This is a genomic window from Rhizorhabdus sp. P4_G5 (assembly GCF_056401065.1).
The window spans coordinates 25967-51616 of sequence record NZ_JBFUKB010000012.1 but is presented as its reverse complement, the minus strand read 5'-3'; the positions used below and the strand labels follow the sequence as shown (position 1 = coordinate 51616).

Below are 25650 nucleotides of genomic sequence, written 5' to 3'. Positions count from 1 at the left end.
GAGCTGGAACCCTATTGCCTTGGCCGAGAGGCGCCTGCGCCTATGCAAACCAGGAGGAAGAAAAATGGCCGGCAGGGCGGAAGAGTTTGGCATGAGCGGCGAACGCCTGGCGCGAATCCGCCCGGCGATGGAAGCCTTGATCGAGAAGCGAAAGTTTTTTGGCGGGGAAATACTTGTCGCCCGGCATGGCGAGGTGGTGCTCCATGAGGCGGTTGGCTACCGGGATTGGGACAACAAGGTGCTTCTTGAGAAGAACGCGGTCTATTCTATCTTCTCCATGACCAAGTCACTCACGGGCGTGCTTACACTCCACGCGATCGAGGCGGGACAGTTCGCGTTGACCACAAAGGTGAGCGAGATCATTCCCGAATTCTCCGGCGGCGTACGCGAGGACATAAACTTCTATCATCTGCTGACCCACACTTCGGGCCTGCCGATGACCTTCACCCCGATTCCGGGCATGTTCATCGATAATCTCGACGAGATGATCGCGGCGATCTGCGCCAAGGTCCACTCGACTGCCGCACCGGGCAGCGAGGCAAGCTATGCCCCGCTGGTCGGCCATGCGCTGATGGGCGAAGCGGTCCGCCGCACCGATCCAAAAGGCCGCAGTTTCCGCCAGATCATGCAGGAGACGATCCTCGATCCGCTGGGAATGAAGGACAGCGCGATCGGCCTGCGCCCCGACCTCAAACCACGCCACGTCAAACCCCAATGGCTGTTTGACAAGGGCGCGCTGCAGCACCTTTCGCGCAATCTCGAAGGTTCGGATGCGGCCTTTGAGGATCCTGACGCAGAAATGCCCTGGGTGGGGCTTTGCTCAACCGTCACCGACATCTTCCACTTTACCGAGATGCTGCGCCGGGGAGGCGAATATCGCGGCGCGCGCATCCTCTCGCCCGTCACGGTGGAACGTACCCGGGTCAACGAGACGGGGAGCATGATCAACCAGCTTTATGGTCGCAACGCCATCGCGCGCGGCTGGGAGCCGGCCCCGGCCTATCTTTCCGTTGGCTTCTCGCTGAGCGGCGACCGGATCTGCCATCAGCAGATGGGTAGTTTGACGAGCCCGCAGACCTTCGGCCAGCACGGCCAGGGCAGCATGCTTTACTGGGTGGATCCCCGATGGGACGTGACATTCGTGTGCCTGTCGCACGGCGTGATGATCGAGGGCGAGAATTACGAGCGCTTCCAGAAGCTTTCCGATCTTGCCATTACATCCGTAATCTGAACCACGCTTCCCGGCCCGGCTATCCGGCTCGTTTTTTTTGAAAGGTGTCGACATGAAGAGCGCGACCGACCTTTTTTCGGTTCAGAATTATGGCGTGGTCGTCACTGGCGGAGCGAGCGGCATCGGCCTTGGCTATGCCGAGGCGCTGGCCGCGAACGGCGCGCGCGTGACTTTGCTTGATCTTGATCCTGGGCGAATCGCCATCGAAACTGAACGGCTGCGCAATCTCGGTTTCTATGTGCGCGGGGCAGTGGTCGATGTCACGGACCACGCCGCGCTCGACGCGGCCATCGACGAGGCCGCCGCCGAATTTGGGGGGCTGGATGTCGTTTTTGCGAATGCCGGCATCGATTCCGGCCCGGGTTATCTGGGGGCATGGATTGGCGGCCAGCGTCCGCGCCTCGATGAAGGGGCGCTGGAAAATTATTCCAACGAACGCTGGAACCGCATCGTAGACGTCAATCTGACCGGAGCGTTCGCAACGCTGCGTGCTGCCGCCCGCCACATGAAACCGCGCCGTTCGGGGCGGATGATCGTCACCACGTCGGCCGCGGCGCTCCGGTGCGAGCCGGCGATCGGCGTCGCCTATATGGCGGCAAAGGCGGGCGCCGCGCATCTGGTACGCAATGTCGCGCTCGAAATGGCCGCTTATGGGATCACAGTCAACGCGATCGCGCCGGGGATGTTCGTCACCAATATCGGGGGGGGGCACTTCAAGGACGAGAAGCTCCAGGCCGAGTTCGGGAAGGCCATTCCTGCCCATCGCGTGGGCTTTCCATCCGACATGTACGGCCTTGCCCTGTTTCTCGCGTCGCCAGCATCGGCTTATGTCACCGGGCAGCAGATCGTCATCGACGGCGGACTTTGCCTTGGCCAGGCGGACTGAGCGCCGGTGCGTTCAGTCCGCTTTCAGCAGTTCATGGACATAATAGCTGTCCATATATTCGCGTAACGCCGTCACGCGGCCGCCATCCACTTCCACGGCCATGACATAGTGATTGTCGTAGGAGCGGCCGTCGCGCAGCCGGCCGCCGCCATGAGATTCCATGATCACCAGATTGCCGGACGAAACCAGGGTGCGCAGGGTGATCTGCGGAGAACCCGGTTCGAAAAGAGCCCTAATGGGGCGGATGAACTCGAATATCGCATCCGCCCCCCGATGGGATCCTTCTCCGGGTACGCCCCGCGCCATGACTGACCAGAGGACATTCTGGTCCATCAGCGCGCGCGTGGCTTCCCAGTCTTCCGCTCCCAGCGCCGCTAAGAATGCTGCCACGGTGCGCTCGGCGTCGTTCTTCGGTGTGAACATGGTTCAGCCCTCCAGAACCATGGCCCCGCGCGGCAGGCGTTCGCCGCGTGCATAGGCGGCGCGGCCGACGAAGAATTCCTCCAGCGGCCCGTCATAAGGCTTCACGCCGGATGCAGCGAGCGCGGAGCGGAGCGATTCCATCTCCCACTCGCTCAGGCGGTGGATGGGCTGGCGTAACATGCCGCCATTGCCGCCGACCAGCCATTGCTGGAACTTGAAGCTGAGGAACGGATAAAGGCCGGAACCGGAAAGACGGCCGTGCAGGTTCCAGCTGGCGGACCGGACCGGGTCTATCGCCCAGTAGATTTCCATCGCCTCGTCGATCTGGCCGGCCCGGAAATGGTTGAACATCCGCACCACGCGCTGATCGTCCTGCGACTGCCACATGTCGTAGCCCATTGCGCCCGCCCATTGCGCGCCCCTGTCGCCCACGATGAATGCCCAGGCGTTGTCGAGCGGATCGTTGATGAGCAGCTGATCGCCGACCGCCGAGAACACATGGGCTGAATAGTTGGGCGGGTTGAGGTTGCCAATCTTGAGGCCCACCACGTTGTCGATGTCGGCAAGACGGCGGATGATGTCGATGGATAATGTTCCGTGGCCGAACCGGCTGAGATCGAAGCGGGCGGCCGGATAGATATCCATGCACAGATCCACCGCATCGCATACAGCCTTCATCGTTTCGAAGACCTCCTGCTCGCTATCGGGGTGAAACTGGACGGGGGTGCCAAGCAGCACATGGTGACCACCCACCGACTGGAAATATTTGAGGAACTCCACGTCATTGCGGAAGGTATCGAGCAGAACCGGCGCTGAAACGAGAATGCGCCCCCGCGCCTCATCGCACACGATGCGGACGAATTCGCAGCGCTCCGCCATCGTCATGGATGTCGATTCCACGGCGGCGAGGACAGAAAACATGCCGTGCCTGATGTAATAGTCCACATCATGCCGGATGCCATCCTCATCGAGACGGCTCAAATCCGGCGTAAAGGACGGCATCAGCGTTCCTTCGAGACCATTATAATTATGTTTGGCCCAAGATTTCGCTTCCTTGCGTGTGAATTCCATCCGTCTCTCCAAAGTATCTGCCGCAGGCGGCGCTTTGCGATCGCTCCACACGTTAGCGGGAACGACGGGCCGGCCACCTATCGCCCCGGATAGGTGCCTGGCGGGCGGTGCATTTCCTATCGCTTCGGAAACATTTGGAGAGGCGGACATGGAGGAACGGACGCGGGATAGGCTGGCGGCTATTGCCGACACCCACGAGATCGCCAATCTGCAGGGCCGCTACATGTATTATCTGGAAGCGCATCGCTATCGGGAGGTGCTGGCGCTGTTCGCGCGCAACGATCCGGACGTGTCGGTGGAGATCGGAGAGGGCGGCGTCTATGTCGGCCGGGCGAAGGTTGAGGCGATGTTTCTCCACGTCCTCAAGCCGTTTTTCACCCTGCCCGGGATGATGCCGCTGCATATGCTCACCACTCCGGTGATCGAGATCGAGCCCGGCGCCTTGCGCGCGCAGGGCATGTGGCAGACGCTCGGGTGCAACAGCTTTCCAACCGAATCGGGTCTGAAGGCCGTGTGGCAGCAGGGCGCCTATGACAATCTCTATGTGAAGGAGGAAGGGCGGTGGCGGATTCTACGCATGCGCTGGCTCGCCAACTTCCGGACATCCTTCGATAAGGGATGGGTCGAGGAGCCGCTGCACCATCTTGCGCCGCTCGACTTGGACAGGTTTCCGCCGGAACATCGGCCCGATCTACCGGCCAGCGGCGCTTTCGAAAGCTATGATCCCATGGCTGTTCGGCAGCGCGCTCCTCTGCCGCCGGAGCCAGCCCCAGATCAGGAATCTCGCCACTTACCTCCCTATCTCGCGGGATAGGTAAACTTCTCGGACGAGCGGGTAGTATTTGATTCGAAGGAACAGCAATAATCAGCAGGAGGGGTCTTAGATGACTTTGCAAAAGATACATTTCCTCTGTGCGGCAAGTGCAATGGCTTTGGCCCTGCCGCCTGCCGGTGCGCAGGCGCAGACGGAACCGGCGAGTGCCGAGGCTGCGGGAGGACAGATCGCTGACATTGTGGTGACCGCGCGCTTCCGTGAGGAAAAACTTCAGGACACGCCGCTCGCCATTACTGCCGAGAGCGGTGAGACGCTTGCCGCCAAGAACATCAATAATGTTCAGGATATGGGCCGCATCGTTCCCAATGCTTTCATCACGCCGGGCGCTGCCGCCGTGGGTGCGACGCCTGCGGTCTCCTTGCGCGGCGTCTTCCAATCGGACTTTAATTTCGCATTCGAACCGGGCGTCGGCATCTATATCGACGACGTCTACCACAGCACGCTGATGGGTTCGGCGCTCGACCTCATGGATATCGAGCGGGTGGAAGTGCTGCGCGGGCCGCAGGGTACCCTGTTCGGCAAGAATACGCTCGGCGGCGCGATCCGTCTGCAATCCAAGGCGCCCTCGGGTGACAATGGTGGCACGGTCGAAGTTGCCTATGGCAGCTTCAATCGACTGGACCTCAAGGCCAGCGTTGACCTGGCGGTTATACCCGACCGCGTGTTCATGCGCGTCGCGGGCGTTTCACGCAGCGTCAAGGGCTATCAGAAGATCCTCGACTATACTTGCGACATGTTCCAGCGCGGTACGCCAGCATTGGCGGGTTACGGCGATGGCTTCGGGCCCGGCGGCGTGGTTGTTGCGCCCGGCAGCGCGCAGGATCTGGCGGCGGCCATTCCTTCCGTTCTCATCAATTCGGGCTCAATCAGCGACATGACGGCGCAGGCGAACGGTCAAAGCTGTGGCCTGGGCCGTACGGGCGGGGAAAAGCTGAATGCTGCCCGAGCAATGCTGCGCATCTTGCCCAGCGATCGCCTCGAGATCAATCTGGCGGCGGACTACACGGCTGATGATCGGGATGTGAATCCGGATACGCTGATCAAAGTCACCAATCCGATCCTTTCCAGTCGGACGGCACCGCCGGATTTCTTCTTCAGCGTGGTGCGCGATCAGCTTCTGCAGGATCATGGCCTCGTTTATGACGACCGCTTCGTACCGAGCGATCCCTACACCACTTACGCGACCAACCGGGACCTCATCAGCGGCCGGTCCCAGCCCAACACGGCCAGTGTCCACGCCTGGGGTCTGCAGGGCAAGCTCGATTACGAGATCAGCGACGATGTGAAGGCCAAGCTGATCCTGGCACATCGCGAATACCAGAGCTGGTTCTCTCATGATTCCGATATTTCGCCGCTCGGATTCGGACTTAACGGCAATGACATCACCCACCGGCAGTTCACCGGCGAATTCCAGTTGCTCGGCCGGGCATTCAACGGGCTCCTCGACTGGACCTTGGGCGGCTTCTACCTTGACGGCAAGAGCCATATGGGCGGCGCGATCGACTATGTTGTTCTGCACTTCCTGCAGAATGACAGCTTCAAGGACACTGCCAAGTCCGCCTTCGTCCACGGCGTCTTTCACTTGAGCGACCGGTTCAGCCTGACCGGCGGCCTCCGCTACTCGAGCAACAAGAAGGAATTTACCTTCGACCATATTGGGAGCGGCTTCCCGGTTCTGACGCAGAGCGCAATCACGAAGCGGCTCGACTGGACCGTGAGTGCGGATTACAAGGTTACCGACAAGATGCTGGTTTACGGTGTGGTGTCTACCGGATTTCGGCCGCGTTCGATCAACCCGCGCCCGCTGACCCCCAGCCAGTTCGCTCCTATCCCCGGCGAAAAGCTGACTAGCTATGAGATTGGCACGAAGGGCGATTATTTCGATCGCAAGCTGCGCGTGAATCTTGCCGCTTTTTACAGCGACTATAAAAGCCATCTGCGCCAGCTCAACGGCTTCGAATGCGTAGGCGCCAGCCCGGCTGTTGGAGTGGTGTTCGATCCGGTCAATTGCCCCGCCGGATCCTCGCCTTTCACCTGGTTCTACTATGTGGGCGAAAAGGCGAAGATCTACGGTGCCGAAGCGGAGATCACGATCGAGCCGACCGACGGCCTGATCATCAACGGCGCGCTGGGCTACAACAAGTTCAAGTCCAATGGCACGGGCCCGGCCTTCTTCGATCCGAGCAACCGTATCCAGCCGCAGTTGAATGCCAGCGCCGGCATCCAGTACAGCTTCCCGGCTCCGGGCGGTACGCTGACGCCGCGACTGGATTGGCGCTACCAGAGCCTGATGACCTACAACCCGGCGCCGACCATGGCGACCGCCCCGCTGTTCAATGTGCCTGCACATTCGGTCTTTGATGCCAAGCTCACCTATGAACTCGGGGAGAAGTGGCAGGCCGCCCTCTCCGTAACCAACCTGTTTGACAAGTTCTACTTCAACAACAAGTTCGGGCTCACCGGCTTCAACGTGTCGGGCTCGCCGGCTCGGCCGCGCGAATGGCTGCTCTCGGTCAAGCGCACTTTCTGATCTGCGAACTCAATGGGGAGCGAGCGTGCGGAATGCAGTGGCCGCTCCCCTTTTTAGATTGGATGCAAATGAACAAGATAATGAGCCTGAGGCATGCCGCTGCCGCTGCCATTTTTGTCGCCACGCTGCTTCCCCAGGGCGCACAGGCTGGCGTGAAGCCCAGAAACGCAGCCGAGCGGACCGTCGTCGGCTTGCTCGACATGGCCTTCAACCAGAAAAAGCCTGCCGAAGCCTGGCAGCGCTATGGCGGATCCTATTACAAGCAGCACAACCCGACGGCGCCGGATGGCAAGGAGGCCATCATCGGCCTGCTTAGCGCGTGGCTGCCGACTGTTCCCAACCTTCGCTACGATATCAAGCGGATCATCTCGGATGGCGAGATGGTGTGGGTTCATTCCCACGTCACCACCGGATCGGAAGATCGCGGCAACGCCGTGGTGGACATCTTCCGCCTGGAAAAGGGCAAGGTCGTCGAACATTGGGACGTCGGGACGGCCGTCCCGGAAAAATCGCTTAACGGCAATACGATGTTCTGACCGCCACGATGACCACCTTTGACGAACATTTCGACTATGTAATCGCGGGCGGCGGAACGGCGGGTTGCGTACTGGCGGCGCGGCTGAGCGAGGATCCGGCCATCCGGGTGCTGTTGATCGAGGCCGGCCCTCCACCCGACAGTCTCTGGATCCGTATGCCGGCGGGCATGGGAAGGCTGTTTGTCAATCCGCGGTACAACTGGTGTTTTGAAAGCGAGCCTGAGCCGCACCTCGACAATCGGGTCCTTTACTGGCCACAGGGCAAGGCTCTGGGCGGATCCAGTGCGATCAACGGAATGGCCTTCGTCCGCGGCCATGCAGAGGATTTCGACAACTGGGCAGCTCTTGGAGCGACGGGTTGGTCGTGGAATGATGTCCTCCCTTATTTCCGTAAACTGGAACGTCGCGATGGATCCCCCATGCGCGGCGGGGCCGGTCCTCTTCCGGTTTCCGATCCGCGCTATGTCCATCCCAGCGCATATGCCTTCATCGAGGCCGCCAAAGCATGCGGCGTGCCGGCAAATCCTGACTATAATGGCGAACGGCAGGAAGGCGTCGGCCTGCTTCAGTTCACCATCCGCAACGGCCGGCGGGCGAGCTCCGCCGCTGCTTACCTGAAGGATGCGGCCAAACGGCCGAACCTGACCATTCGAACGGGTGCCCATGTCCGGCGGGTTCTCTTCTCCGGATTGCGCGCCACCGGGATCGCCTACACTCGAGATGGCCGGGAACGTGCCGCCGGAGCCTCTCTCGAGGTGATAGTTGCGGCAGGCGCGATCGGGAGCCCCCGCCTGCTGCTGGCTTCCGGAGTTGGGGACGCAGAGGAGCTGCGATCGCTCGGCATCTATCCCGTCACCGACCTTCCCGATGTCGGACGGCACCTTGTCGACCATCCCTATCTTCACCTGACCTTTGGCGTTGCCAGTAACGCTTCGCTCAACCCCATGCTGCGGGGATGGCGTGTCTATGCCCAGGGCGCGCGATGGCTGCTTACCCGGAAGGGCCCCCTGACCATCGGCGCCTCGCAGGCCGTGGCCTTCATCCGCAGCAGTGACGCAGTGGACCGGCCAGATCTTCAGATCAATTTCCGTCCCATCAGCCACAGCTTCGACAAGGCGGGGCGGCTCGGCCCTGATCCGGCGTCGCGCATCACGGCCGCCATCTGCGTATTGCGGCCGGAATCGAAAGGGCGGGTCTGGCTGAAGTCGCCGAAGGGCGTCCCGGCGATGATCGGGGGCTATGCCCGCGCCACAGCGGATCAGGATGCGCTCGCCGCCGGCGTGGAATGGACGCGGCGTATATTCGCAGCGGGGCCGTTGGGGCAGATCGTGCTTTCGGAAGACAAGCCCGGGCTGTCCAGAACCGGATTCGATGGCCTTCGCCGTTTCATCCGTGAGACCGTCCAGCCCATGGGCCATCCGGTCGGAACCTGCCGGATGGGGGACGGCCCTGGAACGGTCGTCGACTCCCGCCTGCGCGTCCATGGCATCCGCGGGCTGCGCGTGGCCGATTCTTCGGTGATGCCGGACATGGTCTCCGGCAATACGGCCGCGGCAACCTACATGATCGCCGAAAAGGCGGCGGACATGATCCGCGCCGATCGGCGTGGGGCTTAGGAGGCTAGGTCGTGGCGCAGGAGCATATCAGGCGATGGGTTATCGGGGATGTGGAAGTGTTCCGCATCGTCGAAATATTCCGCGAGCAGATCGACCCCCAGTTCATGTTTCCAGATTGCACGCCCGAAATCGTGCAGAGGCATGAATGGCTGAAGCCGCTGCATGCCACAGCCGATGGCGAGATCATTCTTGCGTTTCAGGCGTTCGCCGTCCGGGCCGGCGATCGCCGGATCATGATCGACACCTGCATCGGAAACGATAAATACCGCTTTGCCCCGATCTTCCACATGCGTCACGGCGATTTCCTGTCCGATCTGGCGTCGGCGGGATTTGCACCCGAAGAGGTCGACACCGTGCTGTGCACGCATCTTCACCTCGACCATGTCGGATGGAACACCCGCCTGGTCGATGGCCGCTGGACGCCAACCTTTCCCAATGCCCGCTATCTCCTGAGCAAGGTCGAGCTCGAGTTCATCCGCAATCTCGTCGGCACGCCCCACGCGGAGATCGACCATCTGTCGGACTCGCTGCAGCCCATTTTCGATGCGGGCCTCGCCGACTTTGTCGAGAGCGACCACAGGGTCTGCGACTCCCTCTGGCTGGAACCGACGCCCGGTCACACGCCGGGGCATGTCAGCGTTCGTATGTCCTCTCAGGGGCAGAATGCCGTGATCACAGGCGATGTCATGCACCATCCACTACAATGTGCCGAACCGTGGCTGCGCAATCGCTTTTGCAACGATCACGACCACAGCAGGGCAACGCGCCTGGCTTTCCTGGAGCGGTATCAGGATAGCGACGTGATGGTGATCGGCAGCCATTTCGCTGAGCCGACCGCCGGATGGATCAGGCGGGATGGCGATCGTTGGCGCCTCTGCCACGACTGACCAGTCCGACGTTCTTCGCAGAAACACGCCCCGGCCGCGACCGGGGTGTTTGGGTCTAACCTCTGCCTGGCCGCTACTCGGCGGCGGAGATGGCGATGTCCGACAGACGCTGAAAACGTTCGATATTGTCTGCTTCCGGTAAAAGCTTTGTGGTCAAGCATACGAAGCTCATGTCGAGCTCCGGGTCCACCCAGAACAATGTGCTGCCCGCGCCGTGATTGCCGAAGGATCCGCGTGTGGCGAGTGTACCGAATTGGTGGTGGCAGATCTGTTCGCCCCGCAACGAGAAGCCTAGACCGATATAGGCCGGATAGGGCAGCCATCCACGGCCGAGCGCCATGGTCTTGTAAATCTCGTTGGGAAGGTCTGCCGTCATATTGCGGGTGGCAAGGTTCACCGTGCGCGGCGATATGATTCGTGCCCCGTCCAGCTCGCCTCCCCGTCGCAGCATCTCGGCGAACCGCCAGATGTCTTGCGCGGTGGAGACAACGCCCACCCACGGCATTTCCGCCTCCGGATCCTCGAACGCGGCATGCGGGCCTTCGACATTGCTGCTGGGGTGGGTAGCGGGGAAACTCGCAGGAAGTTCGGGCACGATATGCCGGTTCTTGAGGTCCGGCCGGACGCCAACAGCGGTGCTGTGCATGGCAAGGGGCTGCAGCAGATCCTCAGCGACAATGTCGCGGAACCGGCGGCCCTTCGGATCGATCCGCCGCAGCATCTCGCCCATCAGGGCATGCGCGGCCATGGGGGAGTAGGCGACTTTCCCTCCCGGTTCGTCCTCGCCGTGAACATGCTCGCAGATGGCCTGAACGATCACGTCCAGCCTGTCGACGGGCATTCCGGGTCGCGGCGTGAAGAAGGAAGGCAAGCCGGTGCGGTGCGTCAGCAAATGTTCCAGACGGATGTTTTCGCGCGGCTTGCCGGAAAATTCCGGAATGACGTCTGAAATCTTGGTAGTGAGCGCAAGCCGTCCCAGCTCAACGGCCCGCAGGATCAGGATGTTGGTCAGGCCCTTGGTCAGCGAAAAGAGGCTGAAAACGGAATCCTTTTCCACCGACCTTGGATCATCGCTGCGCCGGGTGCCGAGGGCTTCATGAAGGCCGATCTCGCCATGCCGCGCAACGATGATGGTCGCGCCCAGATAGCGACCCTGGGCGATATCGCCCTCTATCGTTTCCTTCAGATGTCGCAGTCTGTCGCTGCTCAGCCCTCTCATTGCATCTGTATTCATCTTTTGCCCTTTACGGTGGGATCATTTCCTTTGAGGCTTCGGCACCCGAAGCTCCTGCTTCTGACGTAAAGGGGTTGCGGGGTAGAGCGACCTATCCCTGAGATAGGGGTAGGTAGGGAGCGGATGGCTACATTGACGGTTGCACGCTTTTCGTTTTGCCGGGGAACGAAAAGGCGTAGCGGGAGAGTCGCGCACAAGACGCGGCAAGGGAGTCGGAGCTGAACGATGGCCGCCAAGTCGGATACTGGGCGAGTTTCGCATTATAGCCGCGCGAGGATGCGGTTGCCCACGCAGGCGTTGATCGATCGGCCGCGGCTGCTGTCGCTTCTGGAAAGGCAGGGTTCGGCCCGATTGTTTTTCGTTCAGGCGCCTGCGGGTTACGGCAAGACCAGCCTGCTCCAGCAATGGGCCCGGCGGTGCGCGGAACAAGGCGCCATCATCGGCTGGCTCAGTCTCGATGCGCGGGATCGTGATTCGATGTCTTTCGCGCAACATCTGGCTCTCGCCTTTGATGAACACCATCGGCCGGAGCCGGACGCCGCGAACCCTGACAGCGTTCAAAAATATTATGGCTGGCAGGCTATTATCCAGCAGCTGTGCGACCGCTTCATCGACGGGGGCAGGTCCTGCTACATCTTCCTGGATGATGTGCAGCGGCTGAAAGATGCCGATGCCATGGCATGCCTGGAAATGCTCATCAGCGACGCGCCGCCGGAAGTAAAGCTCGTGCTTTCCACGCGCGAGGATGCAGGAATCGCGCTGGGTCGTTTGCGGGCGCAGCATGACCTGGTGGAATTGAGGGCGGAGGATCTTCGCTTCCTTGAAGCGGAAACGCAGTCCTTCCTTGCCAGCAAGGGCCTTGCCCATCTCGACCCTGGTCAGGTGCGTCTGCTGCAGGACCGCTCGGAAGGCTGGATCGTCGGCATCAAGCTGCTCGGCATCGCACTCAGCCTCGAGCCGGAGAACCAGAAGATCCTGGAAAGCTTCAGCGGAGAACGCCGCCAAATCGCGGATTTCTTCGTCGAGGACGTCTTTTCGCGCCAGCCCGAAGATCTGCGCGATTTTCTCATGCGAACCTCGGTGCTTGATCGTTTCTGTCCCGCCATGTCGGACGCCGTGCTGGCGATTGAAGGCAGTCGGGAAATGATCGACCGGTGCGAAGCCGCCGGCTTGTTCCTGCAGGCGCTGGACCAGACGCGCGGCTGGTACAGATTTCACCACCTTTTTGCCGGCTTCCTCCGCCGCCAGTTGCAGGACCAGATGCCGGGGGCAACCGCCGGGCTATATCGCCGTGCCGCGGAATGGCTGACGGGTGCTGGTCTGCATGTCGAGGCGTTTGACTATGCGCTGAAGGGGCAAGACCCGATCTACGCGGCGGAAATTCTCGACGCGCATTGCGAATCCATGTTCGCCGCCGGCTTTCAGTCCACCGTGCAGGCCATGGCGGAGCATCTGCCCCCGCACATATTGGGGCTCTACCCTCGTTTGATGCTGATCGTCGCCTGGAGGCTGATCGCGCAATGGCGGATCGCCGAGGCGCGAAGCCTGGTGGCCGTTTCGCAAACCCGCCTGCAGGAAATGGAGCAGGCGACGTCCCCCCTGACTCTCCTCGATTGGTTGAAGATGCTCGTGGTTCACCGGGAAAGCCAGATCGCCCATGCGGCCTATGAGCTTGAAACGCTCGAAAGGTTGTGCATGCAGGCCACCGCCAGGGATCATGATCTCGACTCAAACCCCTATTTGATGGGGAGTTTCTACAACTCGCTGCAGTATGCGCAGAGGGAACAATATAAGCTGTCCAAGATAGACTGGTTCGATACGGCGGCGCGTCAACAGGTCAAGCGAACCGGCAGCCAGCATGGCGAACTCTTCATCGCCGCCATATCCGGCCCTTCCTACATCATGATGGGTCGGACGGATCATGCGGAAGCCTTGCTCCAGTCCGCGCTTGAAGTGGCGCAGCGCATTGCCGGCCGCAACGATCCCCTTGGCGCGGTCGTCGCTCCTGCCCTTGCTTATCTCCATTACGAACGCAACGATGTCAGCAAGGCGGAAGCCCTGATCGACCACTATATGCCCATGGCCACCTCGGCCGGCTTCGTCGACCAGCTGCTGCTTGGCTGGACCACCAAGTCGCGGTTGGAGACGTTGAGGGGGGAGATCGATGCGGCGCTGGGTACCTTGCAGGAAGCGGCCGAATTCGGCGCCCGGCATGATCTGGACCGTCTTCGGATAGGTGCCAATGTGCAGCAGCTCCGCCTTTTGCTGCGCCTTGGCCGGCCCGACGATGCTCATCGCTTTGCGCGAAGCCGCGGACTCCGCAATCACCGCGCCGCCAACCTCTCGCGAGGCCAGTTCAGATACACCACCCTGGATGCGAGTGTTGCGCTCGCCACCTGCCGGTTGCTTGCGGCGGATGACCAGTTCGGCGACGCGCTGGCGCTGGCGCGGCAATGGCGATCCTTCGTGTCTGCTGCCCAGGCGACCCACGCGGCGGTGGAATGGGACGTGCTTGTCGCCGAATTGCTGCTGATGTCGGGCGAGCGCCTCGCGGCACAGCGCGCGCTAACACAGGCGATCGCAAATGCCGCGCCCGGCCGCTTCGTTCGGCGTTTCCTGGACGAGGGGGAACCAATTGCCGGTCTGCTGCGACAGATGAGTCAGACCGAACGGCAAAAAGAAGAATGTTCCGAGCGTTTCCTTCAGTTGTTGGCAGCCGATCTGGGGCTGATGGAGGAAGCGGAACAGGACGATGAGGACGAGGATGGCGTCGCGATTTGCGGGAAAATGAGCGGTCGTGAGATCGAAATATTGACCCTTGCAAGCAACGGAATGCTTAACCGGCAGATCGGGGAAAAGCTCGGCCTCACCGAAGGCACGGTGAAATGGTATCTTCAGCAGGTTTTCGACAAGGTCGGTATCCGCAACCGCAAGCAGGCAGTGGCGCGTGCGCGTCGTCTGGGCCTCATACGCTGACTGCCGGCGAGGGTGGGAAAGGGTCGGGCGGCGGAAAAAGACTCTCCCGCCGCATCCTTCGCTTCACCAGGAACCCATCTGGCCCTTGAGCCGCCGCACCGTATCGCGCCGCCCGGCCTCCATTTCCAGGCGTCCGGGATCGACGGGCAGGTCGTGGCGGATGCACGCCATCAGCTCCCGATGCAGTTCCTCCATCTCTTCGACGAACTCGGGGTGGCCGATGATGTAGGGTCGGTTTTCGCGTACCGCGTCCAGCACTGCGCGCGCCAGATCCATCGGATCCATGCCATATTGCTGTGCGACCGCGAAGCTCGCGCTGACTTCGTCGATCTCGCCGCCGCCTTCGGCCACCTTCTGCTTCGCCCCGTCGAGGATTCTGCTCTTGGTAAGACCTGGGAACAGGCAGGAAACTCCAATCCTGTCCGGCACCAGCGAGAGCCGCAGCGAATCCGAAAGGCCGCGGACCGCGAACTTGCTCGTGGTGTAGATCCCGCCGGCATCCGGCAGCGGCAGGATGCCGGCCATGGATGAGGTGTTGACGATATGGCCTCCTTCGCCATGCCGGCGAATGCGGGGCACCATGGTCACGCTGCCGTTGATCACGCCGCCCAAGTTGATGTCCATCATCAGGTCCCAGTCGTCATATCCCGCGCGGCTCATCAACTCGGCCATGCCGATGCCGGCATTGTTGCAGAGCAGGTGAATCTTGCCAAAGCGCGCCTCGGCCTCGTCGGCGGCCGCCGCAAAGGCGGCGCGATCCCGCACATCGAGCTGGATCATCCTATATTCCCGGTTGTCGCCGGAAAGTTGATCCGCCGCGTCATCCAGATTGGCACGAGAATAGTCGGCGACGACGACCTTCATACCCGCGCCCAGGAACGTCCGGGCCATGGCGAATCCGATGCCACTCGCCCCGCCCGTGATGAAAGCGACCTTGCCTTCCAGCTGCTTCATGTTCCTGTCTCTCCTCTCTTATTGTTTCCGCGCTTTATGGGCGGCGACCATGTCTGCGAACAATGGGTTGTGGGTCGGAACGCCATGGGACTCCGCCGTCTCCAAATCCTCCGCTCCCAAAGGAAACCCGGTCATGATGGCGGCCAGTCGCTGTTCGACACCTGCGCGAAACTCGCCGTGGGTGAACAGATACAGCTGGTTGGCGCGAATCGCTTGCACAACCAACCTCCCGCTTTCGAGCGGAGCAAGCCCGCCCGCGAAAAGAGGGGCCTGAGCCAGTCGGTCCTCGATCTCCTTCAGTCCGGTGTCGGAATATTGAGCCGGCCGCAGCTTGGCCACCTCATGGATATTCGTGGCCGTGGGGCCGGGCATCAGGACGGTCACGCCGATCCCGTCTTCGTAGAGTTCTGAATAGAGAGCTTCGGATAAGCCGACGATAGCCGCTTTCGAGGTGATATAGGCAGCACCTCCGCCCATCGGTACCATCGCGCCGATGGACGAGGTATTCACGATATGGCCCTCCTCCCGCGCCAGCATCCGCGGCAGGAAGGTCTGGATGCCGTTCACCACGCCGCCGATATTCACGGAGAGCGTCCAGTCCCAGTCCGCAAAGCGGCTGGTTTTCGCCCCGCCCAGAACGCCGACGCCAGCATTGTTGCACAGGATCGAAACTGGTCCCAGCCTTGCCTCCGCCTCGTCAGCCGCCGCAGCAAAGCCCTGCCGGTCGGTAACGTCGAGGCGGATGAAATGAAACTCGCCATCACCGGAAAGCTGCCGGATCGCGCTCGCAATGTGATCTTCCCGCACATCGGCAATCGCCACCTTCGCTCCCGCCTCTGCCAAGGCCCGGGCCATGCCGAGCCCGATGCCGCTGGCGCCGCCCGTGACGAAAGCGGTCTTCCCAGAAAGGTCCTTCATGGTCGCTCCTCCCAGCCACCATGATTTCATTCATGCGGGTAAAACTTACCTACCTATCTTCGCGCACCGGCCGGATAGGTAGGTGGTTTGCTTGCCTCCATGGTTATCATCGCGGGAATGGGTGAGGAGCGACGCCGTATGAAGCTGAGTGACATGTTCGATGTGACGGGGCAGGTGGTCATAGTCACGGGGGGAGCGAGCGGCATCGGCCTCGCCATCGTCGAAGTCTTTGCCAAGCACGGCGCGCGCGTAAGCATTTTCGACCAGAACGGCTCCTTGGCCGAAGAAGAAGCGGCGCGGCTGGGGGCATTGGGGCAGGAAGTCCGCGCCGTGCAGGTGGACGTGACCGATCGGGCGGCGGTGAATGCGGCTGTGGACCAGTGCGCCGAGCTATATGGACAGATCGACGTCCTGTTCGCGAACGCTGGAATCGATCCGGGCAGTTCGGTGCTTAGCCCCGACGGCGAAAGAAGTGTGGAAGGGGCGCTGGAGAATTATGATGATGCCCACTGGGACCGGGTGATCGACATCAGCCTGAACGGCATGTTCACGACGGTCCGTGCGGTGGTCCGCCACATGAAGCCGCGCCGGCAGGGACGGATCATCATCACGACGTCGGTGTCCTCGGTCCGGGCCTTTCCCATCGGTATCGCCTATTCCGCGGCAAAGGCGGGTGCCGCTCATTTCATGCGCAATGCGGCTCTGGAACTCGCGCGCTACAACATCCTTGTAAACGCCATCGCGCCGGGGCCCTTCGTAACCAACATCGGAGGAGGTTTCGTTCGCGACCCGGGGGTGCAGAAGAAGATGGCATCCATGATTCCGCTGGGACGGCTGGGAAATGTGGAGGAAATGAAGGGACTGGCGCTTTTCCTCGGCTCGCCGGCCTCCAGCTTCATGACGGGCGCGGAAATCTTCAACGATGGTGGCCTCGCCCTCGGGCCGCCTATCGATTGAGGTTCCTCCTATCTCTCGGGATAGGTCCTCCGGCGAGAAATATGCGGAACATTGCGGCCACTTACCAATGGAGAAAGCGCTTGCAGCAGCTATTGTCGCCTTATCAGCTCGGAAATCTGGAACTGCCAAACCGCATAGTGATGGCTCCGATGACCCGGGCGCGGGCTGTCGGCGACGGCTTGCCGCATGATGCTGCCGGAACCTATTACACCCAACGCGCTTCTGCCGGACTCATTATCACTGAAGGAAGTCAGATAAGCTATCAGGCGCGGGGTTCAATCCGCACACCGGGCATTCATACGGACGCGCAGGTGAAGCGGTGGATCGCGGTGACCGAAGCGGTTCATGCCGCCGGGGGTCGTATCGTTCTGCAGCTATGGCATGTGGGCCGAGCATCCCACCCTGATTTCCAGGATGGCGGTCTGCCTATCGCGCCTTCCGCCCTTCCAGTCGAAGGTGATGCTTTCACCGCGGAAGGACTCAAGCCGATCCCCGTGCCCCGCGCGCTGGAAACCACCGAGATGCAGGGCATTGTCGATCAGTACGCGCAAGCCGCCCGCCGGGCGCGGGAAGCGGGCTTCGACGGCGTGGAAATCCACGGGGCCAATGGCTATTTGCTCGACCAGTTCCTGCGCGATGGCTCGAACCAGCGGGCCGATCGGTACGGTGGCAGTGTCGAAAATCGGGCGCGTCTGCCGCTGGAGGTCGCGGAAGCGGTGGCCGCTGAGTGGGGGGCGGAGAAGGTCGGCTATCGCGTGTCGCCGGCTTTCTCCATGTATTCCATGTCGGACTCCGATCGGGCGGCCACCTTCGGCTACCTGGCCGGCGCACTTTCAGGGAAAATCGGCTATCTGCATGTCGTTGAGCCCATAGCGGGCCCCGCCGAAGTTCCGCACGCGGAGCGTATCACGCCGCTACTTCGAAAAAAATTCGAAGGCACGTTGATCGCCAACGGGGGCTATGACCAGGCATCGGCGGAGCGCGCCATCAGCGGCGGAGGAGCCGATCTTGTAGCCTTCGGCGTCCCGTTCATCGCCAACCCCGATCTGCCCCGGCGCTTTGCTGAAGGAGCGCCCCTGGCTCAACCCGATCCGGAAAGCATCTATGAGGGGGAAGAAAACGGCTATGTCGATTACCCTCTCCTCCAGGAAGCCGTCGGCTGAACAATTCGATCTATTCAAAATCGGAGCCGAATAGGGTCCGACAAAAAGATGAGGAAAGACGATGGCGGGAGCGGGCGAGGCGCTGGCGGGCGCGATAGAAACAGGTAAAGGCCGGCCAGCCCTCTGGAGCTACGAAAACCGCATGGTCCTCGTGACCAGCCTGATCATTTCATTTCTTGCCTTCGACCGTTTGTCTACTGGCTATGTCGGGCCTTATCTCATCAAGGCTTTCGGCCTCAGCAACACTGAACTGGGAGCACTTTATTCCATACAAGCGCTAACGGTTGCGCTGTCCGGCTACTGTTTCGGCAGGCTGTCCGACGCGACTGGCAGGCGCAAGCGCCTCCTGGTTCCCATGTTGATCGTATCCGCCGTCTGCTCCCTCGGGTCGCTCCTGGTGCAGAGCTATTTGATGCTCATGATCTTGCGGCTGGTCATGGGGGGGGCGTTGGGCGGCATGTCGCCCGTCGCCCAATCAATCGTTTCATCACAGTCCTCGCCACACCGCATCGGTCTCAATATCGGCATTCAAACGCTGCTGATGTTTTTGGTCAGCCAGATGTTGGGGCCGATCATCTTCACACGGCTGGCCGGCCAATGGGGCTGGCATGCCGCCTATCTTGCATCGGCCCTGCCGTTCCTGATTCTGGCTCTTGCCGTGGGATGCACGCTTGCGGAAAGTAACGCACCTCCTGCCGCGGCGCTTGCAACCGGAGAAACCGATTCAAACAAACAGCACCGCGCGGCGGCACCGCGCAATGTCTGGCTCAGCATCGGCATGTCCGCATGTTTCATGCTGTGGCTTGTGATCCACACCACCTTTCTGCCGCTTTATCTGGTGCAGATGCGTGGCTATACCCCGACCGAAGCGGGATATATGCTGAGCGTTCTTGGCGTTGCGGGCTGCGTGGGCGGCCTTGGCCTTCCCATGCTGTCGGACCGGGTGGGGCGGAGGGCTGCGCTGGTGCTGGGAATGTCCCTGGCGCTCCTCGTTCCGCTAGCCGCTCTGTTCTGGACGGGCTCTCCGCTGGTTCTCGCCGTCCTGTTGTTCATTGGATGGACGAGCGTAGGATGCCTGCCCATCTACGCGGTGGTCGTGCCGGGGGAATCGATATCGCCTGACAAGGTGGCCGCCACCATTGCGCTGACGATCGGTGCGGGCGAAGTGGTTGGCGGCGTCATCGGACCGGTGCTCGCAGGCCGGCTGGCCGATAGCTTCGGCCTTTCAGCGCCCTTCTGGTTCACATCCGCCGCTGTGCTGGTCTGCCTACTGCTCGCGCTGTGCGTCCAGCGCCCCCAGCCAAATGGCTGAACGATTCCGAGGCCCCAAGTGCGGCGGCGAAATCTCTCCCACGCGCCTCGGCTTGGCTCGGGGCGAACGGATTTACCTAAAGCCATCAAGATGTGGTCCTGCGGCTGGAGATAGGACCGACCCATAATGGCCGAGCCCGCGGATCATGCTATCCGGCGCGCCAAGATGAACGCCCCGTGGGACGGCCGATCCCGAGGTGCCCGAGGATGAAGTTGTCGCGGAACTCTTCCTCCCGCTGAAGTGATCCGAGTCAAATACTACTAGCATAATGTCGCTTGATCAGCGCTTTGAGAAAAACCGGCTGTTTGGTGACGATGAGCCATGCCTTCCGGCATCCGCACGGGCACTTCTGAACCGACGTCCACGGAGATCCGGCCTTTTCCAGACGACGTGTTGGTGCTATTGACGGTTCAGGTGATTTCCTGCTGCCGATTTGCAGGCAAAATCAGCCTCTTGGGCGCCCGATGGGAGTGTTCTTCTGAGCTTCACATCAGTTCGCGGTTTCGAGCCCTATGCCGCTTCGACCGCATGAGCTTCAAAGGCGACACCAAAACGCTTGCGCACAGCGCCGAAGATGGCAGCGAGATTGTCCATGCTTGGATTGCCCTTCTCCGACAGCATCCGGTGAAGGCTCTTGCTCGGGCGGTTGGTCGCGGTCGCCAGCTCCTCAAAACCGATCGAGGCATTGACGAGATCGCGCAGGATCAGCCGGGCCACATGCGGCTCCCCGTTTAGGAACGCGGTCGCCGCTTCGTCGAGCATGGCTTTGGCGAAGGCCGGATCGCGTGCGGCGCGCTCCTTCACCGTTTCCTTGAAATCGCGGGTTAGCACCATCTCGTCAATTCCTGTCTTTCCTCGTGGCCGCCTTGCAGGATTTGTACTTGCCCAGCAGCACCCCGGCCCGTTCGATGTCGGACTGCTGCCGCTTCTTGGTCCCGCCCACGAACAGGATGATGAGGTCATCCCAATCGCGGGCGAGATAGAGCCGGTAGCCCGGACCCCAATCGATGCGGTATTCTCCGAGCCCGCCGCCGATCCATTTGACGTTCGATAGATTGCCCAGCTCCAGCCGGACGATGGCGGTCGCCACCTTGGCCGACGCCTGGGAATCGAGATCGTCGAACCATGATCGAAACGGGCTCGAGCCGTCCTCGCAAATATACTCCTGAACGATCAACTCACGCTCTTTCCGGTAACATATACGTTACCAATCGTCCAGCAATGATTATCGAGTGGCACGGTGTTGAATTGGAAAGCGGAAATCCGGCTCGATCGGTGAGGGCAATCGCCGCCGCGAGCGCAAGCCAACCGCCTTCACCGGCAGATCGATCAGAGCCACGGGATCAGGCAGACCTTCGCTCAGCATTTTCGCCCAGATCACCGCGAGTTCTCGTCGTCGCGGCATATAGGCTGCGCGGTTGTAGGCGCCCTCCACCTTATCCTTGGGCACATGGGCGAGCATCAGATCGATCACCTTGCGGTCATGCGGATCCCCATTTCGCTCCGCCCATTCGTTCATGATCGTGGAGAAGGCCGCGCGAAATCCATGCGGCACGTGATGCCCGTGATAGCCGGCACGGTTCAGCAGGTAGCCGATCGCGTTTTCGCTCATGGGCCTGTGCGCATGCCGATTGCTGGGGAAGACCAGTGGACCACCGCCGGTAAGCGGCCAGATCGCCCGCAGCACGGCGACGGCCTGCGGCGTGAGGGGCACCAGATGGTCGCCGCCGGTCTCCTCCTTCCGATCGAGGTCACCCTTCATCCGTGCAGATGGGATGCGCCATAGCGGCAGCTTGCCGCCGAGGTCTTCGAATTCGGCCCACCCGGCGCCGCGCAGTTCGCTCGGCCTTACCGCCGTGAGCGCCAGCATCCTGAGGCCGAGCCGGGTGATCGGTCGCGCATTGTCTTCCTCGGCCGCCAGGATCATCGTGCGTAGCGGCACGATGTCGGTGATCGCCGGCTGTCGGCCCTTGCGCAGGGGTTTGAGCACCGCGCCCAGCTTCTCGGCGGGATCGCTCGTCGCGATGCCCTGCGCGATGGCGTAGACGAACACCGCTGAGATGCGCTGCCGGACCCGCTTGGCGGTCTCGACGGCTCCGCGCGTTTCGATTTCCCGCAGGACGCCGAGAATGAGAGGTGGAGTGAGCTGGGCGATCGGCAGCGTGCCGATTGTCGGAAAGACATCGCGCTCCAGGCTGCGGATGACATCGCTGGCGTGGATCGTCGCCCATTGGGCCTTGGCGTTTCCATACCACTCGCGAGCGACCCGCTCGAACGTTTGGCGCCCGGCTTCGAGATTTGCTTCTTTCTTCAGCTTCTTCACGACAACGGGATCATGACCCTCGCAGAGGACCGTGTAGGCCTCGTCCCGCTTCGCGCGCACATCGGCCAGCGAGACGAGCGGATAAGCGCCGAGGGCCATGGTCTTGTTCTTGCCATCGGAATTGTAGTTCCAGCGCCAGAGCTTGCCGCCGCTGGGGGTGACCAGCAGAAAAAGGCGATTGGCGTCGGCGAGTTTGTAGGCTTTGGGGCGCGGCTTTGCGTTGCGCACCTTGGCGTCGGTAAGCATGGTTCGGTCTCCGAAAAATACCTCGTTTTTTCGACCGCGCGTACCTCGTTTTCGCCCCTCCGATTCGCTGGATGGGCATGGACGGGCACGGACGGCCGAGGCCGAACCGGTCTGCTAAGCATCGGTATTCAGGAGGAAAAAGTCGAGACCAGTGGTCTTTTGCGGACCGCTGTGGAGAGGTCCGTGGCGGAGCGGGAGGGATTCGAACCCTCGATACGCTTTTGGCGTATACTCACTTTCCAGGCGAGCGCCTTCGACCACTCGGCCACCGCTCCGCACCTTCGCTGGAAGGGAGGGTCACTAGCTGGTGGAGCCGGGTTTCGCAAGGCGTGCGGGCGTGCCATCGTCCTACGATGAAATCTCACCTGCGAGCCGCCCTGCTGCTGTCTCCGCTGCTGGCGATTGGCGCCGCGCCGCCGAGGGCGGCGACGCCGGGCGAGGTCGTCGCGCTGGCGCCGGCGGAGGCCTGGGCAACGGTTCCCGCCGCGGATCTGCTGGTGCTTGATCTCGACACCGGCCAGCGCGTCGTGATCGCACTGGCCCCTGCCTTTGCGCCAGTGCACATCGCCAACATCAAGGTGCTGACCCGATCCGGCTGGTTCGACGGGATCACGATCAACCGGGTCCAGGACAATTATGTCACCCAATGGGGCGATGTGACCGAGAACAAGGCCATGCCGGCCGGCATCGTCGCCAATCCTCCGCCTGAATATGAGCGTTCATCGGCGGGGCTCGCTTTCCGGCCGATGGGCTATCGCGATGCCTATGCGGCCAAGACCGGCCATGCGGGCGGCTGGACGGTCGCGAGCGACGGCCGGCTGGCCTGGCTGACCCATTGCTATGGCATGGTGGGGGTCGGCCGCAATCTTGCGCCCGATACCGGGACCGGCGCCGAACTCTACGCAGTGATCGGCCATGGGCCGCGCCATCTGGATCGCAACATCGCGCTGGTCGGGCGGGTGCTGTCGGGCATGGACGCGCTCGCCGCGCTACCGCGTGGTACCGAAGCGCTCGGGGTCTACCGGGAAGGGGCGGCGCGGCCGGCGATCAAGGTCGCGCGACTGGTGGCGGACATGCCCGCCGCCGATCGGCCCGGCTACGAAGTGATGCGCAGCGATGCGCCGAGCTTCAGGCAATGGCTGGCCGCGCGGGCGGCTCGCAAGGACGACTTCTTCATCCGCCCCGCGGGCGCAATCGACATCTGTAATGCGATGCCGCCCGTCCGACCGGTGAAGCGCTGAAGGAACCATGGCCACCAGCCAGCAGGTAAAAAGGAAAGGGCCCGGCGATCGCTCGCCAGGCCCTTCTTGTTCGAGCAGGTTGGCGCGGACTTAGAAGTCCATGCCGCCCATGCCGCCCATGCCGCCCATGCCGCCGCCGGGCATGCCGACCGGGGACTTGTCCTCGGGCAGTTCCGCGATCGTCGCTTCGGTGGTGATGAGCAGGCCGGCGACCGAGGCCGAGTCCTGAAGCGCGGTACGAACGACCTTGGTCGGGTCGATCACGCCGGCGGCGACCAGGTTCTCGTAGACGTCGGTCGAGGCGTTGAAGCCCTTGGTCTCGTCATTCTCGCGCAGCAGGTTGCCCGCGACGACGGCGCCGTCGAAGCCTGCATTCTGCGCGATCTGGCGCACCGGAGCCTGGATCGCCTTGCGGATGATGTCGATGCCGCGGGTCTGGTCGTCGTTAATGCCCTTCAGGCCTTCGAGGGCCTTGGTGGCATAGAGCAGAGCCGTGCCGCCGCCGGGGACAATGCCCTCTTCGACAGCCGCGCGGGTCGCATGCAGCGCGTCGTCGACGCGATCCTTGCGCTCCTTGACCTCTACCTCGGTCGAGCCGCCGACCTTGATCACGGCAACGCCGCCGGCGAGCTTGGCAAGGCGCTCCTGGAGCTTCTCCTTGTCATAGTCGCTGGTGGTGTTCTCGATCTGGCGGCGGATCGCATCGACGCGGCCCTTGATCGCATCAGACGCACCGGCACCATCGACGATGGTGGTGTTGTCCTTGTCGATCGTGACGCGCTTGGCGGTGCCGAGCATGCCGATCGTGACGCTCTCGAGCTTGATGCCGAGATCTTCCGAGATCATCTCGCCGCTGGTCAGGATCGCGATGTCCTCGAGCATCGCCTTGCGGCGATCGCCGAAGCCAGGCGCCTTGACGGCTGCGACCTTGAGGCCGCCGCGCAGCTTGTTGACGACGAGCGTGGCAAGCGCCTCACCCTCGATGTCCTCGGCGATGATCAGGAGCGGACGGCCCGACTGCACCACGGCCTCGAGGATCGGCAGCATCGACTGCAGGTTTGACAGCTTCTTCTCGTGGATCAGGATGTACGGATCGTTGAGCTCGACCACCATCTTCTCGGGATTGGTGATGAAGTAAGGAGACAGGTAGCCGCGGTCGAACTGCATGCCCTCGACGACGTCGAGCTCGAAATCGAGACCCTTGGCTTCCTCGACGGTGATCACGCCTTCCTTGCCGACGCGCTCCATCGCTTCAGCGATCTTCTGGCCCACGACGGTATCGCCATTGGCCGAGATGATGCCGACCTGGGCGACTTCATTGGTGCCGGCAACCGGCTTCGAACGAGCCTTGAGGTCCTCGACGACCTTGATCACGGCGAGATCGATGCCGCGCTTCAGGTCCATCGGGTTCATACCGGCCGCGACCGACTTCATGCCTTCGCGCACGATCGCCTGGGCCAGCACGGTGGCGGTGGTGGTGCCGTCGCCGGCGACGTCGTTGGTCTTCGAAGCGACTTCGCGGACCATCTGCGCGCCCATGTTCTCGAACTTGTCCTTGAGTTCGATTTCCTTGGCGACGGTGACGCCGTCCTTGGTGATGCGGGGGGCGCCGAACGACTTGTCGATAACGACGTTGCGGCCCTTCGGCCCCAGCGTGACCTTCACCGCGTCGGCGAGGATGTCGACGCCGCGCAGAATGCGCTCACGAGCGTCGCGCGAAAACTTGACGTCTTTCGCTGCCATGATGTGTGTTCCTTCTCTCTATCGCCTGATCCCAGCGAACGCTGGGGTCTCGGTTCCTTCCGCCTCCCGAAAAGGGAGATTCCAGCATCGGCTGGGATGACGGATTATGTTTTGGGTAGCAGGGCCTTCTTGGCGGTCGGCGTCAGCCGACGATGCCCAGAATGTCCGACTCTTTCATGATCAGCAGGTCTTCGCCGTCGATCTTGACCTCGGTGCCCGACCATTTGCCGAACAGGATCTTGTCGCCGGCCTTGACGTCGAGGGGCGTGATCTTGCCATCATCGGCCTTCGCGCCACCGCCAACTGCGACGACCTCGCCCTCCTGGGGCTTTTCCTTGGCGCTGTCGGGGATGATGATCCCGCCGGCAGTCTTTTCCTCGGCTTCGACGCGGCGAACGAGCACGCGATCGTGCAGCGGACGGAAACTCATGTGCTTCACCCTTTCCTTACATTTTTCGGCAGCGGCGGGTCTGGCCCGCAACCGAATCTGTCAGTTCGAAATCTTTAGCACTCACCCGTGTTGAGTGCTAGCGGCCATATGTGACGCAGCCGGAAAGCTGTCAAGGAT

Annotated in this window: 23 protein-coding genes and 1 tRNA gene; 12 read left to right on the top strand and 12 right to left on the bottom strand. The window is 61.9% G+C overall.

The genetic code is table 11. The features are described 5' to 3' along the window. Positions 1–91 precede the first annotated feature (91 nt). Positions 92–1231 (top strand): serine hydrolase domain-containing protein, encoded by a 1140-nt coding sequence (locus AC1DQK_RS17940; protein ID WP_477873022.1) that lies wholly within the window; start codon positions 92–94, stop codon positions 1229–1231. 52 nt (positions 1232–1283) lie between these two features. Further along, positions 1284–2117: an SDR family NAD(P)-dependent oxidoreductase gene (locus tag AC1DQK_RS17935; protein ID WP_477873020.1), complete on the top strand. Its 834-nt coding sequence runs from the start codon at positions 1284–1286 to the stop codon at positions 2115–2117. A gap of 12 nt (positions 2118–2129) precedes the next feature. Here the strand turns inward: AC1DQK_RS17935 and AC1DQK_RS17930 are convergent, their stop codons facing one another. Further along, positions 2130–2540, bottom strand: a complete 411-nt coding sequence (locus AC1DQK_RS17930; RefSeq protein WP_477873018.1) for a nuclear transport factor 2 family protein — start codon at positions 2538–2540, stop codon at positions 2130–2132. A gap of 3 nt (positions 2541–2543) precedes the next feature. Next, on the bottom strand, positions 2544–3521 hold the full coding sequence (locus AC1DQK_RS17925) for a dihydrodipicolinate synthase family protein (protein WP_477873016.1): 978 nt from the start codon (positions 3519–3521) through the stop codon (positions 2544–2546). Positions 3522–3759: 238 nt separating this feature from the next. Between AC1DQK_RS17925 and AC1DQK_RS17920 the strand changes: the two genes are divergently transcribed. The 4 genes from AC1DQK_RS17920 to AC1DQK_RS17905 all read left to right on the top strand — a co-directional run bounded on the left by AC1DQK_RS17920 (position 3760) and on the right by AC1DQK_RS17905 (position 9128). Continuing rightward, a complete protein-coding gene (locus tag AC1DQK_RS17920) occupies positions 3760–4425 on the top strand; it encodes a nuclear transport factor 2 family protein (protein ID WP_477873014.1) in 666 nt (221 codons plus the stop codon). Between the two features lie 112 nt (positions 4426–4537). Next, entirely contained in the window at positions 4538–6976 is a 2439-nt protein-coding gene (locus tag AC1DQK_RS17915; RefSeq protein ID WP_477873012.1) for a TonB-dependent receptor, read from the top strand. Between the two features lie 32 nt (positions 6977–7008). Next, positions 7009–7512, top strand: coding sequence for a nuclear transport factor 2 family protein (locus AC1DQK_RS17910; RefSeq protein WP_477873010.1), 504 nt, complete (start codon positions 7009–7011; stop codon positions 7510–7512). An 8-nt stretch (positions 7513–7520) separates the two neighbouring features. Beyond that, positions 7521–9128, top strand: coding sequence for a GMC family oxidoreductase (locus AC1DQK_RS17905; RefSeq protein ID WP_477873008.1), 1608 nt, complete (start codon positions 7521–7523; stop codon positions 9126–9128). On the opposite strand, the gene AC1DQK_RS17900 is transcribed toward AC1DQK_RS17905, so the two are convergent. Continuing rightward, positions 9125–9424, bottom strand: a complete 300-nt coding sequence (locus AC1DQK_RS17900; RefSeq protein ID WP_477873091.1) for a hypothetical protein — start codon at positions 9422–9424, stop codon at positions 9125–9127. The two genes, AC1DQK_RS17905 and AC1DQK_RS17900, sit on opposite strands and share 4 nt — an antisense overlap. Here AC1DQK_RS17900 and AC1DQK_RS17895 point away from each other — a divergent pair. After that, positions 9362–10015 carry an MBL fold metallo-hydrolase gene (locus tag AC1DQK_RS17895; RefSeq protein WP_477873085.1) on the top strand — a complete coding sequence of 218 codons (654 nt, stop codon included), beginning with the start codon at positions 9362–9364 and terminating at the stop codon, positions 10013–10015. The genes AC1DQK_RS17900 and AC1DQK_RS17895 overlap by 63 nt on opposite strands. A 73-nt stretch (positions 10016–10088) precedes the next feature. Here AC1DQK_RS17895 and AC1DQK_RS17890 read toward each other — a convergent pair whose 3' ends face one another. Then, positions 10089–11249, bottom strand: a complete 1161-nt coding sequence (locus AC1DQK_RS17890; protein ID WP_477873006.1) for a serine hydrolase domain-containing protein — start codon at positions 11247–11249, stop codon at positions 10089–10091. 225 nt (positions 11250–11474) lie between these two features. On the opposite strand from AC1DQK_RS17890, the gene AC1DQK_RS17885 reads away from it, so the two are divergent. Continuing rightward, positions 11475–14225, top strand: coding sequence for a winged helix-turn-helix domain-containing protein (locus tag AC1DQK_RS17885; RefSeq protein ID WP_477873004.1), 2751 nt, complete (start codon positions 11475–11477; stop codon positions 14223–14225). 63 nt (positions 14226–14288) lie between these two features. Here AC1DQK_RS17885 and AC1DQK_RS17880 read toward each other — a convergent pair whose 3' ends face one another. Both AC1DQK_RS17880 and AC1DQK_RS17875 read right to left on the bottom strand, forming a co-directional pair. Continuing rightward, positions 14289–15179 carry an SDR family oxidoreductase gene (locus tag AC1DQK_RS17880; RefSeq protein WP_477873002.1) on the bottom strand — a complete coding sequence of 297 codons (891 nt, stop codon included), beginning with the start codon at positions 15177–15179 and terminating at the stop codon, positions 14289–14291. A gap of 18 nt (positions 15180–15197) precedes the next feature. Beyond that, positions 15198–16097: an SDR family NAD(P)-dependent oxidoreductase gene (locus AC1DQK_RS17875; RefSeq protein WP_477873000.1), complete on the bottom strand. Its 900-nt coding sequence runs from the start codon at positions 16095–16097 to the stop codon at positions 15198–15200. 138 nt (positions 16098–16235) lie between these two features. On the opposite strand from AC1DQK_RS17875, the gene AC1DQK_RS17870 reads away from it, so the two are divergent. The 3 genes from AC1DQK_RS17870 to AC1DQK_RS17860 all read left to right on the top strand — a co-directional run bounded on the left by AC1DQK_RS17870 (position 16236) and on the right by AC1DQK_RS17860 (position 19529). After that, a complete protein-coding gene (locus tag AC1DQK_RS17870; RefSeq protein WP_477872998.1) occupies positions 16236–17054 on the top strand; it encodes an SDR family NAD(P)-dependent oxidoreductase in 819 nt (272 codons plus the stop codon). 80 nt (positions 17055–17134) lie between these two features. Then, positions 17135–18217, top strand: a complete 1083-nt coding sequence (locus AC1DQK_RS17865; RefSeq protein ID WP_477872996.1) for an alkene reductase — start codon at positions 17135–17137, stop codon at positions 18215–18217. Positions 18218–18278: 61 nt separating this feature from the next. Next, positions 18279–19529, top strand: coding sequence for an MFS transporter (locus AC1DQK_RS17860; RefSeq protein WP_477872994.1), 1251 nt, complete (start codon positions 18279–18281; stop codon positions 19527–19529). Positions 19530–20039: 510 nt separating this feature from the next. Here AC1DQK_RS17860 and AC1DQK_RS17855 read toward each other — a convergent pair. The 4 genes from AC1DQK_RS17855 to AC1DQK_RS17840 all read right to left on the bottom strand — a co-directional run bounded on the left by AC1DQK_RS17855 (position 20040) and on the right by AC1DQK_RS17840 (position 22373). Further along, positions 20040–20333 carry a helix-turn-helix domain-containing transcriptional regulator gene (locus AC1DQK_RS17855; RefSeq protein ID WP_477872992.1) on the bottom strand — a complete coding sequence of 98 codons (294 nt, stop codon included), beginning with the start codon at positions 20331–20333 and terminating at the stop codon, positions 20040–20042. Between the two features lie 34 nt (positions 20334–20367). Beyond that, entirely contained in the window at positions 20368–20706 is a 339-nt protein-coding gene (locus tag AC1DQK_RS17850; protein ID WP_477872990.1) for a type II toxin-antitoxin system RelE/ParE family toxin, read from the bottom strand. Positions 20707–20754: 48 nt separating this feature from the next. Next, positions 20755–22098, bottom strand: coding sequence for a tyrosine-type recombinase/integrase (locus tag AC1DQK_RS17845; RefSeq protein ID WP_477872988.1), 1344 nt, complete (start codon positions 22096–22098; stop codon positions 20755–20757). 184 nt (positions 22099–22282) lie between these two features. Then, positions 22283–22373 (bottom strand) — tRNA-Ser (locus AC1DQK_RS17840). A 78-nt stretch (positions 22374–22451) separates the two neighbouring features. On the opposite strand from AC1DQK_RS17840, the gene AC1DQK_RS17835 reads away from it, so the two are divergent. Further along, the gene (locus tag AC1DQK_RS17835) at positions 22452–23339 is read left to right on the top strand and encodes a peptidylprolyl isomerase (protein WP_477872985.1); all 888 of its coding nucleotides are present in this window, start codon (positions 22452–22454) and stop codon (positions 23337–23339) included. A 90-nt stretch (positions 23340–23429) separates the two neighbouring features. Here AC1DQK_RS17835 and groL read toward each other — a convergent pair whose 3' ends face one another. Together groL and groES are read right to left on the bottom strand one after the other, a co-directional pair. After that, complete coding sequence (gene groL / locus AC1DQK_RS17830; RefSeq protein ID WP_477872983.1) at positions 23430–25082, bottom strand: chaperonin GroEL; 1653 nt, start codon at positions 25080–25082, stop codon at positions 23430–23432. Positions 25083–25224: 142 nt separating this feature from the next. After that, complete coding sequence (gene groES / locus AC1DQK_RS17825) at positions 25225–25512, bottom strand: co-chaperone GroES (protein WP_340317808.1); 288 nt, start codon at positions 25510–25512, stop codon at positions 25225–25227. Positions 25513–25650: the final 138 nt, after the last annotated feature.